At 47.4% G+C, this 17271-nt stretch carries 16 protein-coding genes; all 16 read left to right on the top strand.

What is annotated here, in order from left to right; genetic code table 11:
• The first annotated feature begins 15 nt into the window (after window positions 1-15).
• The 16 genes from gspC to D9742_RS14580 all read left to right on the top strand — a co-directional run bounded on the left by gspC (window position 16) and on the right by D9742_RS14580 (window position 17211).
• Entirely contained in the window at window positions 16-975 is a 960-nt protein-coding gene (gene gspC, locus D9742_RS14505) for a type II secretion system protein GspC (protein ID WP_130237360.1), read from the top strand.
• Between the two features lie 29 nt (window positions 976-1004).
• Entirely contained in the window at window positions 1005-3065 is a 2061-nt protein-coding gene (gspD, locus tag D9742_RS14510) for a type II secretion system secretin GspD (RefSeq protein ID WP_000498829.1), read from the top strand.
• Entirely contained in the window at window positions 3065-4558 is a 1494-nt protein-coding gene (gene gspE, locus D9742_RS14515) for a type II secretion system ATPase GspE (RefSeq protein ID WP_130237361.1), read from the top strand. Before gspD ends, gspE begins: the two co-directional genes overlap by 1 nt.
• On the top strand, window positions 4558-5781 hold the full coding sequence (gene gspF / locus D9742_RS14520) for a type II secretion system inner membrane protein GspF (RefSeq protein WP_130237362.1): 1224 nt from the start codon (window positions 4558-4560) through the stop codon (window positions 5779-5781). The genes gspE and gspF overlap by 1 nt, the downstream gene beginning before the upstream one ends.
• A gap of 16 nt (window positions 5782-5797) precedes the next feature.
• Window positions 5798-6253 (top strand): type II secretion system major pseudopilin GspG, encoded by a 456-nt coding sequence (gene gspG, locus D9742_RS14525; RefSeq protein WP_001087296.1) that lies wholly within the window; start codon window positions 5798-5800, stop codon window positions 6251-6253.
• Window positions 6254-6256: 3 nt separating this feature from the next.
• On the top strand, window positions 6257-6820 hold the full coding sequence (gene gspH / locus D9742_RS14530; RefSeq protein WP_130237363.1) for a type II secretion system minor pseudopilin GspH: 564 nt from the start codon (window positions 6257-6259) through the stop codon (window positions 6818-6820).
• The gene (gene gspI / locus D9742_RS14535; protein ID WP_130237364.1) at window positions 6817-7188 is read left to right on the top strand and encodes a type II secretion system minor pseudopilin GspI; all 372 of its coding nucleotides are present in this window, start codon (window positions 6817-6819) and stop codon (window positions 7186-7188) included. The genes gspH and gspI overlap by 4 nt, the downstream gene beginning before the upstream one ends.
• A complete protein-coding gene (gene gspJ / locus D9742_RS14540) occupies window positions 7185-7790 on the top strand; it encodes a type II secretion system minor pseudopilin GspJ (RefSeq protein WP_130237365.1) in 606 nt (201 codons plus the stop codon). The genes gspI and gspJ overlap by 4 nt, the downstream gene beginning before the upstream one ends.
• Window positions 7787-8764 (top strand): type II secretion system minor pseudopilin GspK, encoded by a 978-nt coding sequence (gene gspK / locus D9742_RS14545; protein WP_130237366.1) that lies wholly within the window; start codon window positions 7787-7789, stop codon window positions 8762-8764. The genes gspJ and gspK overlap by 4 nt, the downstream gene beginning before the upstream one ends.
• On the top strand, window positions 8761-9939 hold the full coding sequence (gspL, locus tag D9742_RS14550; protein ID WP_130237367.1) for a type II secretion system protein GspL: 1179 nt from the start codon (window positions 8761-8763) through the stop codon (window positions 9937-9939). The genes gspK and gspL overlap by 4 nt, the downstream gene beginning before the upstream one ends.
• A gap of 1 nt (window position 9940) precedes the next feature.
• Window positions 9941-10477 (top strand): GspM family type II secretion system protein YghD, encoded by a 537-nt coding sequence (gene yghD / locus D9742_RS14555; RefSeq protein WP_130237368.1) that lies wholly within the window; start codon window positions 9941-9943, stop codon window positions 10475-10477.
• A gap of 1165 nt (window positions 10478-11642) precedes the next feature.
• On the top strand, window positions 11643-12419 hold the full coding sequence (locus tag D9742_RS14560) for an ABC transporter permease (RefSeq protein WP_130237369.1): 777 nt from the start codon (window positions 11643-11645) through the stop codon (window positions 12417-12419).
• Window positions 12416-13081 (top strand): ABC transporter ATP-binding protein, encoded by a 666-nt coding sequence (locus D9742_RS14565; RefSeq protein ID WP_130237370.1) that lies wholly within the window; start codon window positions 12416-12418, stop codon window positions 13079-13081. The genes D9742_RS14560 and D9742_RS14565 overlap by 4 nt, the downstream gene beginning before the upstream one ends.
• Before the next feature lie 134 nt (window positions 13082-13215).
• Entirely contained in the window at window positions 13216-14499 is a 1284-nt protein-coding gene (locus tag D9742_RS14570) for a hypothetical protein (RefSeq protein ID WP_130237371.1), read from the top strand.
• Between the two features lie 165 nt (window positions 14500-14664).
• Window positions 14665-16038 carry a bifunctional cytidylyltransferase/SDR family oxidoreductase gene (locus tag D9742_RS14575; protein WP_130237372.1) on the top strand — a complete coding sequence of 458 codons (1374 nt, stop codon included), beginning with the start codon at window positions 14665-14667 and terminating at the stop codon, window positions 16036-16038.
• Window positions 16039-16044: 6 nt separating this feature from the next.
• Entirely contained in the window at window positions 16045-17211 is a 1167-nt protein-coding gene (locus D9742_RS14580; RefSeq protein ID WP_240780484.1) for a hypothetical protein, read from the top strand.
• The last annotated feature ends 60 nt before the right edge of the window (window positions 17212-17271 follow it).

A 17271-nucleotide genomic window follows, 5' to 3' on the forward strand; every position in this document is an offset into this window, starting at 1 on the left:
TCGGGTAAATATAAATTGGCGCGGGTTGTTTTTCGTGACGCACGAGTTTATTTCATTCAATGGCTGACTAAAATTCGTCACACTCTTAGCCAGAGACAATCTCTTAATACAGATAAAGAGCATCTGCGCAAAATTGCACGCGGGATGTTCTGGCTGATGCTGCTTATTATTTCTGCAAAAATGGCGTATTCACTCTGGCGCTATTTCTCCTTTTCTGCGGAATATACGGCGGTTTCTCAATCGGTGAATAAACCGACCCGTGCGGATGCAAAAGCGTTCGATAAAAAAGACGTGCAATTAATCAGCCAACAAAACTGGTTTGGCAAATATCAGCCCGTCGCCGCACCGGTAAAACAACCTGAACCTGCGCCTGTGGCAGAAACGCGTCTTAATGTGGTGCTGCGGGGGATCGCCTTTGGTGCCAGACCCGGCGCGGTTATTGAAGAAGGCGGTAAACAGCAGGTCTATTTGCAGGGTGAACGGCTTGGTTCTCACAACGCGGTAATTGAGGAAATCAATCGCGACCATGTGATGCTGCGCTATCAGGGAAAAATAGAGCGTCTGAGTCTGGCTGAAGAGGAGCGTTCCACGGTTGCTGTGACCCGCCAAAAAGCCGCCAGTGACGAAGCAAAGCAAGCTGTTGCTGAACCTGCTGCCAGTGCGCCCGTTGAGATCCCGGCAGCCGTGCGTCAGGCACTGGCGAAAGATCCGCAGAAAATTTTTAACTATATCCAGCTTACGCCTGTGCGTAAGGAGGGGATTGTCGGTTATGCAGTGAAACCGGGGGCAGATCGTTCTCTGTTCGATGCCAGCGGTTTCAAGGAAGGCGATATCGCCATTGCGCTAAATCAGCAGGATTTCACTGATCCACGAGCAATGATTGCTCTGATGCGGCAGTTACCTTCAATGGATTCCATTCAACTTACGGTTTTACGCAAGGGTGCGCGCTACGACATTTCCATCGCGCTGCGCTAACCGCATTTAATCCAGGAGAATCATTCATCGTGTTTTGGCGTGATATTACGTTGTCGGTCTGGCGTAAGAAGACAACTGGCCTCAAAACAAAAAAGCGTTTACTGCCGCTGGTGCTGGCAGCGGCATTATGCAGTTCACCGGTCTGGGCGGAAGAAGCCACTTTCACCGCTAATTTTAAAGATACCGACCTGAAATCGTTCATCGAAACCGTCGGCGCTAACCTTAATAAGACCATCATTATGGGGCCGGGCGTACAGGGAAAAGTGAGTATTCGCACCATGACCCCGCTCAATGAACGCCAGTATTACCAGCTATTCCTTAACCTGCTGGAAGCGCAGGGCTATGCGGTCGTACCGATGGAAAACGATGTGCTGAAGGTGGTGAAATCCAGCGCCGCAAAAGTTGAGCCGCTGCCGCTGGTCGGTGAAGGTAGCGACAACTACGCGGGCGATGAAATGGTCACCAAAGTAGTGCCGGTACGTAATGTGTCGGTACGCGAGCTGGCACCGATTCTGCGCCAGATGATCGACAGCGCAGGCTCAGGCAACGTTGTTAATTACGATCCCTCCAACGTGATTATGCTCACCGGACGTGCCTCCGTCGTGGAGCGCCTGACGGAAGTGATCCAGCGTGTGGATCATGCGGGAAATCGCACTGAAGAGGTGATCCCGCTGGATAACGCCTCGGCTTCGGAAATTGCCCGCGTGCTGGAAAGCCTGACTAAAAACAGCGGCGAGAATCAGCCAGCAACGCTGAAATCTCAAATTGTCGCCGACGAACGCACCAACAGTGTGATTGTCAGTGGTGACCCCGCCACGCGGGACAAAATGCGCCGCCTGATCCGTCGCCTGGACTCAGAAATGGAACGCAGCGGCAACAGCCAGGTTTTCTATCTCAAATACAGCAAAGCCGAAGATCTGGTCGATGTACTGAAGCAGGTCAGCGGCACGCTCACGGCGGCTAAAGAAGAGGCGGAAGGCACGGTCGGTAGCGGGCGTGAGGTTGTCTCCATCGCCGCCAGCAAACACAGTAATGCCCTGATTGTAACCGCGCCGCAGGACATCATGCAGTCGCTGCAAAGCGTTATTGAACAACTGGATATTCGCCGTGCTCAGGTGCATGTCGAGGCGTTGATCGTGGAAGTGGCCGAAGGCAGTAATATCAACTTCGGCGTGCAGTGGGCGTCGAAAGATGCCGGATTAATGCAGTTTGCTAATGGTACGCAGATCCCTATCGGTACGCTGGGGGCAGCCATTTCTCAGGCGAAACCGCAGAAAGGTTCTACGGTGATCAGCGAAAACGGCGCCACCACCATTAACCCGGATACCAACGGCGATCTCTCCACGCTCGCCCAGCTTCTTTCCGGCTTTAGCGGTACGGCGGTTGGCGTGGTGAAAGGCGACTGGATGGCGCTGGTACAGGCGGTTAAAAACGACTCCAGTTCTAACGTGCTCTCCACGCCGAGCATCACCACGCTGGACAACCAGGAAGCCTTCTTCATGGTGGGCCAGGATGTTCCGGTATTAACCGGATCTACCGTTGGCTCCAATAACAGCAACCCTTTCAACACAGTAGAGAGGAAAAAAGTCGGCATCATGCTGAAAGTCACGCCGCAGATTAACGAAGGTAACGCGGTACAGATGGTGATTGAGCAGGAAGTCTCGAAGGTGGAAGGACAGACCAGCCTCGACGTCGTGTTTGGTGAGCGCAAACTGAAAACCACCGTGCTGGCTAACGATGGTGAGCTGATTGTGCTTGGCGGTCTGATGGACGACCAGGCGGGAGAAAGCGTGGCGAAAGTGCCGCTGCTGGGCGATATCCCATTGATTGGTAACCTGTTTAAATCCACGGCGGATAAAAAAGAAAAACGTAACCTGATGGTGTTTATCCGTCCAACCATTCTGCGTGACGGTATGGCGGCAGACGGTGTGTCGCAGCGCAAATATAACTATATGCGCGCCGAGCAGATCTATCGTGATGAGCAAGGCTTAAGCCTGATGCCGCACACTGCGCAGCCGGTACTGCCAGCGCAAAACCAGGCCTTACCACCGGAAGTACGCGCATTCCTCAATGCCGGGAGAACGCGTTAATGGTGCCTGTAGCACAGGAAACCACCGCTAACACCGTGCGTCTGCCCTACAGTTTCAGCCGTCGGTTTAGCCTGGTGGCATGGTGCGAAGCGTCGCTGGAGATCCTCCACGTTCATCCGCTATCGCTCTCTGTTTTGCAGGAGCTGCAGCGGGGGCTGAACGCGCCCTTTACGCTGCGGCAAATCGACGAGGCCGAATTTGAACAGCGGCTGAATGCGGTCTGGCAGCGGGACTCTTCCGAGGCCCGCCAGCTGATGGAAGATCTCGGTTCTGCTGAGGACTTTTTTACTCTCGCTGAAGAACTGCCGGAAACGGAAGATCTGCTGGAAAGCGACGACGACGCGCCAATCATCAAACTGATCAACGCCATGCTGGCAGAGGCGATTAAAGAAGGCGCTTCGGATATCCACATCGAGACGTTTGAAAAGAGTCTGGTGATCCGTTTTCGCGTTGACGGCACATTACATGAAATGCTGCGCCCGGGGCGCAAACTGGCCTCGCTGCTGGTATCGCGTATTAAGGTGATGGCGCGGCTGGATATTGCCGAAAAGCGCGTACCGCAGGATGGGCGTATTGCGCTGCTGCTGGGCGGTCGGGCGATTGACGTGCGTGTCTCCACCATGCCTTCTGCCTGGGGCGAGCGCGTGGTGCTGCGACTGCTGGACAAAAACCAGGCCCGCCTGACGCTGGAGCGTCTGGGGCTTAGCCAGCAACTGACCGCGCAGTTGCGCCAGCTGTTACACAAACCGCACGGCATCTTTCTGGTGACGGGGCCGACGGGTTCCGGCAAAAGCACCACGCTGTACGCCGGATTGCAGGAGCTGAACAACCACTCGCGCAACATTCTCACGGTTGAAGACCCCATCGAATACATGATTGAAGGGATAGGTCAGACGCAGGTTAACACCCGCGTCGGCATGACCTTCGCCCGTGGCCTGCGCGCGATTTTGCGTCAGGACCCGGATGTGGTGATGGTCGGTGAAATCCGCGATACCGAAACCGCAGAAATCGCTGTCCAGGCATCGCTTACAGGGCACCTGGTACTTTCCACGCTGCATACCAACACGGCGGTGGGGGCGATCACGCGTTTGCAGGATATGGGCGTGGAGCCTTTCCTGCTCTCTTCCAGTCTGACGGGCGTGATGGCGCAGCGACTGGTTCGCACGCTGTGCCCCGACTGCCGCCAGCCCGCGTCTGCCACTGACGAAGAAAAACGCCTGCTGGGAATTACCGACGCGCGTACCGTCACTCTGTACCATCCGCAGGGCTGCCCCGCCTGTAATCACAAAGGTTTCCGCGGACGTACCGCCATCCATGAGCTGATCGTGGTAGACGCCACATTGCGTGATTTGATCCACCGTCAGGCCGGGGAACTGGAGCTGGAACGTTATGTCCGGCAACACTCTGCGGGTATCCGCAGCAACGGCATTGAGAAAGTGCTCGCCGGAGAAACCTCTCTCGATGAAGTTCTGCGGGTAACCATGGAGGCGTAATGGCACTGTTTTACTATCAGGCGCTGGAGCGTAATGGTCGCAAAACCAAAGGCATGATTGAGGCGGATTCCGCGCGTCATGCCCGCCAGTTGTTGCGCGGTAAAGAGCTTATCCCCGTGCACATTGAAGCCAGGATGAATGCTTCGGCAGGGGGGATGTTGCAGCGTCGGCGGCACGCACATCGTCGCGTGGCGGCGGCAGATCTGGCGCTGTTCACTCGCCAACTGGCAACGCTGGTACAGGCAGCAATGCCGCTGGAAACCTGCTTACAGGCGGTCAGTGAGCAAAGTGAAAAACTGCATGTAAAAAGCCTCGGAATGGCGCTGCGCAGCCGGATTCAGGAAGGTTACACCCTGTCGGACAGCCTGCGCGAACATCCCCGCGTCTTTGATTCCCTGTTTTGTTCGATGGTGGCTGCCGGAGAAAAATCCGGGCATCTCGACGTGGTGCTTAATCGCCTGGCGGATTACACCGAACAGCGGCAGCGCCTGAAATCACGACTGTTGCAGGCCATGCTCTATCCGCTGGTATTGCTGGTAGTGGCAACGGGCGTGGTCACTATTTTGTTGACGGCGGTAGTGCCGAAAATTATCGAACAGTTTGATCATCTCGGACACGCGCTGCCCGCCTCTACCCGCACGCTTATTGCCATGAGCGACGCGTTACAGGCCAGCGGCGTGTACTGGCTGGCAGGCCTGCTGGGGCTTCTGGTGCTGGGGCAACGGCTACTCAAAAATCCTGCGATGCGCCTGCGCTGGGACAAAACCCTGCTGCGCCTGCCTGTGATAGGGCGGGTCGCTCGCGGACTGAATACGGCGCGCTTTTCCCGCACCTTAAGCATCCTCACCGCCAGCAGTGTTCCGCTACTGGAAGGCATTCAGACCGCTGCCGCCGTGTCGGCAAATCTCTATGTCGAACAACAACTGCTGTTGGCGGCAGATCGCGTCCGCGAAGGAAGCAGTCTGCGCGCTGCACTGGCGGAGTTGCGCCTGTTCCCACCGATGATGCTGTACATGATCGCCTCCGGCGAACAGAGCGGCGAACTGGAAACCATGCTTGAGCAGGCAGCGGTCAACCAGGAACGGGAATTTGATACCCAGGTGGGGCTGGCGTTAGGGCTGTTTGAACCGGCGCTAGTGGTGATGATGGCGGGCGTGGTGCTGTTTATCGTCATCGCCATCCTCGAGCCGATGCTGCAACTGAACAATATGGTTGGAATATAATTTACGGAGTTATCACATGAATTCGTTATCCCGCACACAAAAACCACGGGCAGGTTTTACCCTGCTGGAAGTGATGGTGGTGATTGTTATTCTTGGCGTCCTGGCAAGTCTGGTGGTGCCTAACCTTTTGGGCAACAAAGAGAAAGCGGATCGGCAAAAAGCCATCAGCGATATCGTGGCGCTGGAGAACGCGCTGGATATGTATCGACTGGATAACGGGCGTTATCCGACCACCGAACAGGGGCTGGAGGCGCTGATCCAGCAACCGGCCAATATGGCGGACTCACGCAACTACCGTACCGGTGGATACATCAAACGGCTGCCAAAGGATCCGTGGGGCAATGATTATCAGTATCTCAGCCCGGGTGAAAAAGGGCTGTTTGATGTTTATACCCTGGGGGCAGATGGTCAGGAAAACGGGGAAGGCGCTGGCGCAGATATCGGTAACTGGAATTTGCAGGAGTTTCAGTAATCAGTGCCTGAACGCGGATTCACACTTCTGGAAATCATGCTGGTGATTTTCCTTATCGGCCTTGCCAGTGCGGGCGTGGTACAGACTTTTGCGACCGATTCTGAATCGCCTGCGAAAAAAGCGGCGCAGGATTTTCTGACTCGCTTTGCGCAGTTTAAGGACAGGGCAGTGATCGAAGGGCAAACACTCGGTGTGTTAATCGACCCGCCCGGCTACCAGTTTATGCAGCGTCGTCAGGGGCAGTGGTTGCCTGTTTCCGCGACCCGGTTATCGGCACAGGTTACGGTGCCGAAACAGGTACAGATGGTGTTACAACCCGGAAGTGATATCTGGCAGAAGGAATATGCGCTGGAGCTGCAACGTCGTCGCCTGACGCTGCACGATATTGAACTGGAGCTGCAAAAAGAGGCGAAAAAGAAGACGCCGCAGATCCGTTTCTCGCCTTTTGAACCCGCCACGCCGTTTACGCTGCGTTTTTACGCGGCTGCGCAAAACGCATGTTGGGCGGTAAAACTGGCGCACGATGGCGCGTTATCCCTCAATCAATGTGATGAGAGGATGCCATGAAGCGCGGATTTACCTTGCTGGAAGTGATGCTCGCGCTGGCGATTTTTGCGCTGGCTGCCACGGCGGTGTTACAGATTGCCAGCGGTGCGCTGAGTAATCAGCAAGTTCTTGAGGAGAAAACGGTAGCGGGCTGGGTAGCTGAAAACCAGACCGCATTGCTCTACCTGATGACCCGCGAGCAGCGGGCTGTCAGGCATCAGGGCGAGAGCGACATGGCAGGAAACCGCTGGTACTGGCGAACGATTCCACTGAATACAGGCAACGCGCTACTCCAGGCGGTGGATATTGAAGTCAGTCTTCACGAAGACTTTTCGCGGGTGATTCAGTCACGACGCGCCTGGTTTAGCGCCGTGGGAGGCCAACAGTGAGAAGGACTCGCGCTGGTTTCACGTTACTGGAAATGCTGGTGGCAATCGCCATTTTTTCCTCGCTGGCACTGATGGCGCAGCAGGTGACTAACGGCGTCACGCGCGTGAATAGCGCCGTCGCCGGACACGATCAAAAACTTAACCTCATGCAGCAAACGATGAGTTTTCTGACCCACGATCTGACCCAAATGATGCCGCGTCCGGTAAGAGGCGAGCAGGGCCAGCGAGAACCTGCGTTACTGGCGGGCGCTGGCGTGCTGGCGTCTGAGAGTGAAGGAATGCGCTTTGTACGCGGCGGCGTGGTTAATCCGTTGATGCGTCTGCCGCGCAGTAATCTGCTCACCGTCGGTTACCGCATTCATGACGGTTATCTCGAACGGTTAGCCTGGCCGCTGACCGATGCAGCAGGCAGCGTGAAGCCAACAATGCAAAAGTTGATTCCGGCGGATTCGCTCCGTTTGCAGTTCTACGACGGCACACGCTGGCAGGAGACCTGGTCATCACTTCAGGCGATTCCAGTGGCGGTACGCATGACCCTGCACTCGCCGCAATGGGGCGAGATTGAACGCATCTGGTTGTTACGCGGGCCGCAATTATCATGATCACCTTACCACCAAAACGCGGAATGGCACTGGTCGTGGTGCTGGTATTGCTGGCAGTTATGATGCTGGTAACCATCACGCTTTCCGGGCGGATGCAGCAACAACTTGGGCGAACGCGCAGCCAGCAGGAGTACCAGCAGGCGCTGTGGTACAGCGCCAGTGCCGAAAGCCTGGCGCTGAGCGCGCTCAGTCTGAGCCTGAAAAATGAAAAGCGTGTGCATCTGGCACAGCCGTGGGCTTCTGGCCCTCGTTTTTTCCCACTGCCGCTGGGGCAAATTGCCGTCACTCTGCGCGACGCACAGGCGTGCTTTAACCTGAATGCCCTTGCTCAGCCGACAACGGCGTCGCGTCCGCTCGCGGTACAACAACTGATTGCCCTGATCTCGCGCCTCGATGTGCCTGCTTATCGGGCCGAACTGATAGCCGAAAGCCTGTGGGAGTTTATTGACGAAGATCGCAGCGTGCAGACGCGTCTGGGCCGTGAAGACAGCGAGTATCTCGCCCGTTCGGTGCCGTTCTACGCCGCTAATCAACCGCTGGCCGATATCAGCGAGATGCGCGTGGTGCAGGGAATGGACGCCGGACTTTATCAAAAACTGAAACCGCTGGTTTGTGCGCTGCCGATGACCCGCCAGCAAATCAACATCAATACCCTGGACGTCACGCAAAGTGTGATTCTTGAGGCGCTGTTTGACCCGTGGTTAAGCCCTGTTCAGGCGCGGGCGTTATTACAACAACGTCCGGCGAAGGGCTGGGAAGATGTCGATCAGTTTCTTGCACAGCCGCTACTTGCTGACGTCGACGAGCGTACTAAAAAACAGCTAAAAACCGTCCTGAGCGTGGACAGCAATTACTTCTGGCTGCGTTCAGATATCACCGTGAATGAGATTGAACTGACGATGAATTCGTTAATTGTCCGCATGGGCCCACAACACTTTTCGGTTCTCTGGCATCAGACAGGAGAAAGTGAGTGAGTTCCATGCTTGAGATTTTTTTCCCGCTTTGCGCCTCCGACACCATCCGCTGGCAGCGCCGTACACCCGACGTGGAGCACGGTATCTGGCCTGACGTTGCTGACGAACGTCTCCAGCAATGGCTGCAAACTGATGCGATTCGACTCTACATTCCCGGCGAATGGATCAGCGTCTGGCAGGTTGAACTGCCTGATATCCCCCGCAAGCAGATACCGACTATTCTGCCCGCCTTGCTGGAAGAAGAGCTGAACCAGGATATCGATGAACTGCATTTCGCCCCGTTGAACATCGACCAGCAACAGGCAACCGTGGCAGTGATTCACCAGCAGCATATGCGCAACATTGCGCAGTGGTTGCAGGAAAACGGTATCGCCCGCGCTACCGTCGCGCCGGACTGGATGTCCATTCCTTGTGGGTTTATGGCTGGCGATGCGCAACGGGTTATCTGCCGCATTGATGAATGCCGGGGATGGAGCGCCGGGCGGGCGCTGGCTCCGCTCATGTTCCACGCCCAGCTCAATGAGCAGGATTTACCGCTTTCACTAACCGTAGTCGGCATTGCACCGGAAGAGCTATCTGCATGGGCTGGCGCGGACGCTGAACGCCTGACCGTTACGGCTCTGCCCGCCATTACCACTTATGGCGAACCGGAAGGGAACCTGCTGACAGGGCCGTGGCAGCCTCGCGTCAGCTACCGAAAACAGTGGGCGCGCTGGCGGGTGATGATTCTGCCGATATTGCTGATTCTGGTTACGCTGGCAGTGGAACGGGGCGTGACGTTATGGAGCGTCAGCGAACAGGTAGCGCAAAGCCGCGCCCAGGCTGAGAAACAGTTCTTAACGCTGTTCCCGGAGCAGAAGCGGATTGTGAATTTACGCTCTCAGGTGACGATGGCGCTGAAAAAATATCGCCCACAGACTGACGATACCCGGCTGCTCTCAGAGTTGTCAGCGATTGCCAGTATCCTGAAATCAGCGTCACTTTCCGACATTGAGATGCGTGGTTTCACCTTTGATCAAAAACGCCAGACGCTTCACCTCCAGCTACGGGCCGCGAACTTTGCCAGCTTCGACAAACTGCGTACCGCGCTGGCGGCAGATTTTGTTGTGCAACAGGACGCGTTACAGAAAGAGGGTGATGCGGTTTCCGGCGGCGTAACGTTGCGGAGGAAATAACATGTTACGCGATAAATTCCTTCACTATTTTCAGCAATGGCGTGAACGCCAGTTAAGCCGTGGCGAACACTGGCTGGCACAACACCTGGCGGGGCGTTCGCCGCGTGAAAAGGGCATGTTACTGGCAGCGGCGGTGTTCCTGTTTAGCGCCGGATATTACGTCCTCATCTGGCAGCCTTTGAGCGAACGGATAGAACAACAGGAGATGATGTTGCAGCAGCTGGTGGCGATGAACACCCGACTGAAGAGCGCCGCGCCGGATATTATTGCTGCGCGAAAATCCGCCACAACAACGCCCGTTCAGCTATCTCGAGTTATCAGCGATAGTGCATCTGCACACTCTGTGGTCATCAAGCGGATAGCCGAGCGTGGGGAGAATATTCAGGTCTGGATAGATCCGGTGGTGTTTAATGATCTGCTGAAATGGTTAAACGCGCTGGATGAAAAGTATGCGCTGCGGGTGACACAAATTGATGTCAGTGCGGGTGAAAAGCCTGGGATGGTGAACGTGCAGCGGCTGGAGTTTGGACGGGGGTAGGTATTGCCATCCCCTTAAACCCCACCTGATAACCTTAGCCCAAAGGTGATTGCGGAACCGACCCGCTCACCGGGCTAAGTTCCGATGTAGCAAGAATTATCTCCCTCCAGACCACCACGGAATATTCGGTAACACTGAAGGAACCTGTTTTTCACCATGTAGCCTTCGTTAATCGATATCTTTATAAAACTGTAAAGATGCTTAAGTGTTTTGACACATTATGATTATTAATAGTTGTAATAAATCATTGAGTAACAATTGATAGGTCAAAACATATAGGATAATTCTTGTGTGATCTGTATTTTGTGTAGCCTGGAAATTAGTAAAATTCCTGGAGATAATCAGAAAGGGAATTTTAAATAAACACAATGATTTCCCAGGAAACTATTCGTTGGTTTTAAGAAATATCGGCTCAGGTATATCTACTGAGGGATAATGCTGGCTGTAACACTGGTTAAAATAAATACACAAAATAATCAAGATGTATATTTTAATTGGTGAAAATAATTACTCGCGGGATTATTAATGCGACTTAAAAACACCGTTTAAATGTGATGTAAATCACAAATATGGCTGTAAAGAGGGGCTGTAGATATAAATAAGAAGTACATGAGTGAATTTTAAATAGGGAAATAGTTTCTATGTAAACAATTTATTGGTAATCAATCGCGTGCGTTCTGTTTGAGACAGATTGCAGGTGTTATTACGCATAAAATCCATAGGGGATATTATAATCAAGTAGTTAACAGTAATAGCAAAAAATAATTTCTTGCGAAATTAGTGGCCCATTTTGAATAAGTGTGTTCCGGAGTAATCCAGAACGCATGGCGCTTTACGTCTTTTTCAAGCCATATTGGTTAAGCAAAAAGAGGTAAAAATAATTTCCTGAGAAATTAACTCTACATTCTAAAACGGCCAGTTTTCTGAAATTACCAGAAGACCGAATGCGTTCATGCCTGAAGAATGGAATAGAAGAAACGAGACGGAAATAGAACAGTTTATTTCTGCGGAAATAATTTCTGCTGAAATTGTTTACGGCTATTAAAAAGGCCGAACCGTCTGAACGAAATTTATCCAGTTACAAATAAGTATTACCTCCAGTGTATTGGTAGCTGTTAAGCCAAGGGCGGTAGCATACCTGAAGATATTAGGATCACATCATCAAATGGCAAGAAGTGGATTTGAAGTCCAGAAAGTCACCGTAGAGGCATTATTTCTACGAGAAATACGAACACGCTTTGGTAAGTTCCGTCTGGGATATCTGTGGGCGATTCTCGAACCCTCTGCGCATTTGCTGATACTGTTGGGCATTTTTGGTTACATTATGCACCGCACGATGCCAGACATCTCATTCCCGGTGTTTTTACTTAATGGCCTGATCCCCTTTTTTATCTTTAGCAGTATTAGCAAACGTTCTATTGGTGCTATTGAAGCGAACCAGGGGTTGTTTAATTATCGTCCAGTAAAACCCATCGATACGATCATTGCGCGCGCACTGCTTGAGACACTGATTTACGTTGCTGTTTATATATTGCTCATGCTTATCGTCTGGATGGCAGGCGAATATTTCGAAATAACAAACTTTTTACAACTTGTGCTTACCTGGAGTCTGCTGATCATTCTTTCATGTGGCGTCGGCTTAATATTCATGGTCGTTGGCAAAACCTTCCCTGAAATGCAAAAGGTCCTGCCGATACTGCTTAAGCCGCTGTATTTCATCTCCTGCATCATGTTCCCTCTACACTCGATTCCAAAGCAATACTGGTCATATCTACTCTGGAACCCATTAGTGCATATCGTGGAGTTAAGCCGCGAGGCAGTTATGCCTGGCTATATCAGCGAAGGCGTGAGTCTGAACTACCTGGCAATGTTCACTCTGGTCACCCTGTTCATCGGTCTGGCGCTATACCGAACGCGTGAAGAGGCAATGCTGACGTCATGATTAAGATTGAGAATTTGACGAAGTCCTATCGCACGCCAACGGGTCGACACTATGTGTTTAAGGATTTAAACCTCGAAATCCCTTCAGGAAAAAGCGTTGCCTTTATTGGTCGTAATGGTGCAGGTAAATCAACGTTACTGAGAATGATTGGCGGCATTGACCGCCCCGACAGTGGAAAGATCATCACCAATAAAACAATATCATGGCCAGTCGGCCTTGCAGGTGGATTTCAGGGAAGTTTAACCGGACGCGAAAACGTAAAATTTGTTGCGCGGTTATACGCGAAGCAAGAAGAACTGAAAGAGAAAATTGAGTTTGTCGAAGAATTTGCCGAGCTCGGTAAGTACTTTGATATGCCGATTAAAACTTACTCATCAGGTATGCGATCTCGCCTGGGCTTTGGTTTAAGCATGGCATTTAAGTTTGATTATTATATCGTCGATGAAGTAACCGCAGTCGGTGATGCCAGGTTTAAAGAAAAATGCGCTCAATTGTTTAAAGAAAGGCATAAAGAATCTAGTTTTTTAATGGTTTCACATAGCTTGAATTCATTGAAAGAGTTTTGTGATGTGGCCATTGTGTTTAAAGATGATAATGCAGTTAGTTTTCATGAGGATGTTCAGGAGGGGATAGAGGAATATGTTGTAGAACAAAAAATATAGCCATTAGATACATTTTTCATAAACCTGTGCGGTTAATAAATAATGCAATTAATTTTTTAATAAATTATCTCTCGTACCATGAATTATATAAATGTGTGTGTGAAATTATATTTTTTTAAAATCAAGGAGCTAAAATGAGTAAGCTAACAAAGTTAATCACGAAACCGAGACTTTTTTTTAGAGATGCGAAAATAAATCGAAGTAATACAGAACCATCTAAACAAGTTGCGAAAAAAAACATGCCGGTACAAAAAAAAGTGGAAAGTAAAAAAGAGAAAGTCGTCACCAAGCCAAAAATAAATAGTCTTGATCATTTTAATATCTTAGATGATATCAGGGTTATTTTACATTCAGGAGAAAGTTTCGATGCAGGTGTGGCACATTTAAAACCCTGGATTGCAGTATTGATGCGCAGTAATGTTAAATTTCTGATATTAGTGCGTAATTTGAATTTATTTGAGTGGGTAAAGACGAACTTTCCATGGACATATGTATCCTATGCGAAAGGAGCTCAGGATATTGAAAATCTTTTAAAAAAAATGCCATATGTTAATACTGTTCTATATCCTTCAAGTACGGGTAACAATATACATCTTGTGCGGTTTAGTTATTTAAATCATATTTTTATTGGGCATGGTGATAGTGATAAGGCCTCTAGTGCGCACAAGGGATTAAGGTTATATGATGAGATATGGACGGCAGGAGAGGCACATATTGATAGATTTCGCAACAGTGATTTTAATACCCAGCATATGATATTCAATAAAGTTGGGAGGCCAAACAGTAAAAAAATTATAGAAGCATGCCAATCAAATTGGAAAGAAAGAAACTATCGCGTACTTTATTTGCCCACCTGGGAAGGTCATTTTGAAGAAAGCAACTATTCCTCTGCTTTGATTTCTGGAGGTATCATACAAACTGTTGCAAATAATCTAAAGCTACATATCGATGCCAAATTTCACCATATAACAGGGTCACGAATTAGTGAGTTAAAAAACCTTGATGCTAATTTATCACAATATAATTCTGATGAGGAAAGCAGAGTTACTATTATTCCGCGAACTATTCCTGTTGATACAATTTTAGCTACTTATAACATATTCATTTGCGATATTTCTGCTGTCATCAGTGAATGTCTCGCTGGTAATGGGCCAATATTTGTATATATTCCTCAAGATAGAGAAATTAATATCTCAAATTCTAATATGGCTTATGGCGATTATTGTTATACTTTTTCTACGCTTAATGAACTGGAAGAGAAGTTAAGCTCTGTATTAGCTGGCAATGACTATCTTGAGGAAAAAAGAAAATTTGCCATGAATTACATTTTAGGTTATGAAGAAACTCTTAATGATAAGTTCGTTAAAGAAATAAAAGAAATTTATGAACAACCTCAAAAAATAACGCAGCTTAAATAAAAGTAAGCATATCGATTAGTGAGAGTGAATAACTGTGCTCGCGAATACTGCTAAAAACGTTAGAGTTCTACACTAATTATTAATTAAAAAATCTTATCAAAACAATATCTGTAATTTATTGTTTTTACTTATTATAGTCTTTAATTATAAGCTTAGAGTTGAAAAATGAAGAATATCGCTGTGATTTTATCTGGAGGTACAGGTTCTCGTTTCGGAGGCACCCTGCCAAAACAATTTACAAAACTAGCTGGAAAAGCTGTTATAGAGTATACGATAGACGCATTCGAAAAATCTACTAATATTGATGAAATAATTATTGTATCTCAACCGGAGCATATGCATTTAACATGGGATATAATCAAAAAAAATAAATGGAAGAAAGTTGTTAAAGTCTTTGCTGGAGGTAAGGAGCGGTTTGATTCAACTTATTCAGCTATTGTTGGATTAGAGGGGTATAATCATGACTGTAATATTCTTATTCATGACGCAGTACGGCCATTAATAAATGAACATATTATAAATGACTGTGTTTTTGCTCTCAAAGAATTTGATGCTGTCGATGTTGTAATTCCTTCATCAGATACTTTAGTCGAAGTTTTTGATGATGAATGTATTTCCAATATACCCAATAGAGCTTTCATGCGTAGAGGGCAAACACCACAAGCTTTTAAACTTGGCACAATAAAAAAAGCTTATCAAAAAGCAATAAAAGAACAGAGATTCACATTTACTTGTGACTGTGGTGTTGTTAGATCAATGATACCGGGTATTAGAGTCGCTACAGTTAAAGGAAATGAAGCTAATATAAAAATTACTCATCCTATAGATCTCTTTATTGCTGAAAAATTATTGCAAGAAGCTAATAAAATTTCTTATAATCCTGAAGATGATTTATCATTTTTAAAAAATAAGAATCTAGTAATTTTCGGAGGGTCAAGTGGCATTGGTTTAGAAATAAAAAATTCAGCAATTTTGTTGGGTGCAAATGTGGATGTTGCAAGTCGCTCTTATAATAATGTAGATATAACTGACATTCATTCTATCAATAAATTTCTGGCTGTGGTTAAAAAAGAACGTGGCACAATCGATTATGTTATCAATACAGCTGGGCTGCTAATAAAAAAACCTATTGATTCTTTATCTCAGTCTGAAATTAATAATTTAATAGGAATAAATTATACAGGCGCAGTAAATGTTGCAATTGCATCTAAAAAATATTTAACTGAAAGTTCAGGTATGCTTGTTAATTTCACGTCAAGTTCATATACTCGTGGACGCTCATTATACGCGCTCTATTCATCATCTAAAGCAGCAATAGTTAACTTCACTCAAGCACTTGCTGAAGAATGGACAACAGAGAACATTCGCGTAAATTGTATTAATCCGGAAAGAACTGCAACACCAATGCGTACAGCTAATTTTGGTCTTGAACCAACTGAACTTTTACTAAATGCAAAAGATGTTGCATTAACAACTATTAAAATATTAGGAACCAGAAATACTGGGTTGATTGTTGATATTCGAAAAGATGGTCGGTAAGAGGTGATGCAAGTGTCTGGAAGTAATTTATATTATATTTATTTGGATACTAAAATAATTGGAGCTTTGGAGCAACTTATTGGTTATTTCCAGACACAAGTTTTTGACTCAAATAAATGTATTGAAGTAATATGTAAATACTATAAAGAGATAGCAGATACATTTAAGAATGTTTTTATTAAACATAATATTCCTTTCAGATTTGTACGCAAACAAGCAGATTATAAACTTGATAAAGGAAAAGTAGTATTATATCTTTTCAATGCACAGTCTAACTGTAGACTAGTCGCCAATAGGAGTTTGGTACATATTTTTGTTACTCATGGTGAAAGTCATAAATTAGCTTCAATTAAACCAATTATAAGAATTTATGATTATGTTGTAACATCAGGAAATGTCGGGATAGATCGTTTTCTTAAATCTGGAATTTTTTCTCCCTATGATGTTCAAAGCGGACGTATAATCACGTTAGGAGACACGTTTTTAGGAAATAATGAGTTTCATTATAATTTTAATAGCAATGCTTTAGTTTATGCTCCTACATGGGAAGGAGGAGTGCCTGAAGAAAATTACTGCTCATTACAAGAGGTAAATGTAAATAAAATAATTGATTTTTGTAAGCGGGAATTAATAAAATATGTATACATTAAGCCTCATCCAAATCTAGGGCACAGAGATAAGATTTATATATCACAATTAAATTTAGCTATTAAAAACATTAGGAAAAATGGGATCTTTGTGTTTGTTTGCACACCAAAAAATAAAAAATTCAATATTTTTAAGTTTTTACTAATTGCAAAAAATGGAGATGTTAAAAAAATTAATGATTGGGGGGCGGTTAAGTTTGCTATTACTGATATTTCTGCAATGGAAATGCAATTTATACGAAAAAAAATACCATGCCTAACGTTAATTGATAGAAAATACACCAATGAATTATACATTCCTAAAAGGCTTAACATGTATACATCAAAAACTTTTTTTGATGTTAATGATTGTTTATCGTATGATTCAGATTCAGAAAAAATCCGAGATGAGTTGTTTGATTATTTTATAACTTATCCTTCAGAGGATATTGCTGGCATGTCATATTCCGAACGTATTCAATGGCTCTGCCAATATACAACGATGCACATGCTGAAAAGAAATAAATTCTTCAAAGAAAATTATTGAGTATAAAATGAATGTTTTATTAATCTTGTCTCAACTTATTTTAATTGATTACAGTTATGC

The sequence above is a fragment of the Escherichia sp. E1V33 genome, assembly GCF_004211955.1.
GTDB lineage: Bacteria > Pseudomonadota > Gammaproteobacteria > Enterobacterales > Enterobacteriaceae > Escherichia.

Coding starts and splice junctions, on each gene's coding strand:
- gspE (WP_130237361.1), top strand. CDS start 3,065: ATGGTGCCTGTAGCACAGGAAACCACCGCTAACACCGTGCGTCTGCCC.
- gspF (WP_130237362.1), top strand. CDS start 4,558: ATGGCACTGTTTTACTATCAGGCGCTGGAGCGTAATGGTCGCAAAACC.
- gspG (WP_001087296.1), top strand. CDS start 5,798: ATGAATTCGTTATCCCGCACACAAAAACCACGGGCAGGTTTTACCCTG.
- gspI (WP_130237364.1), top strand. CDS start 6,817: ATGAAGCGCGGATTTACCTTGCTGGAAGTGATGCTCGCGCTGGCGATT.
- gspK (WP_130237366.1), top strand. CDS start 7,787: ATGATCACCTTACCACCAAAACGCGGAATGGCACTGGTCGTGGTGCTG.
- yghD (WP_130237368.1), top strand. CDS start 9,941: ATGTTACGCGATAAATTCCTTCACTATTTTCAGCAATGGCGTGAACGC.
- D9742_RS14560 (WP_130237369.1), top strand. CDS start 11,643: ATGGCAAGAAGTGGATTTGAAGTCCAGAAAGTCACCGTAGAGGCATTA.
- D9742_RS14565 (WP_130237370.1), top strand. CDS start 12,416: ATGATTAAGATTGAGAATTTGACGAAGTCCTATCGCACGCCAACGGGT.
- D9742_RS14570 (WP_130237371.1), top strand. CDS start 13,216: ATGAGTAAGCTAACAAAGTTAATCACGAAACCGAGACTTTTTTTTAGA.
- D9742_RS14575 (WP_130237372.1), top strand. CDS start 14,665: ATGAAGAATATCGCTGTGATTTTATCTGGAGGTACAGGTTCTCGTTTC.
- D9742_RS14580 (WP_240780484.1), top strand. CDS start 16,045: ATGCAAGTGTCTGGAAGTAATTTATATTATATTTATTTGGATACTAAA.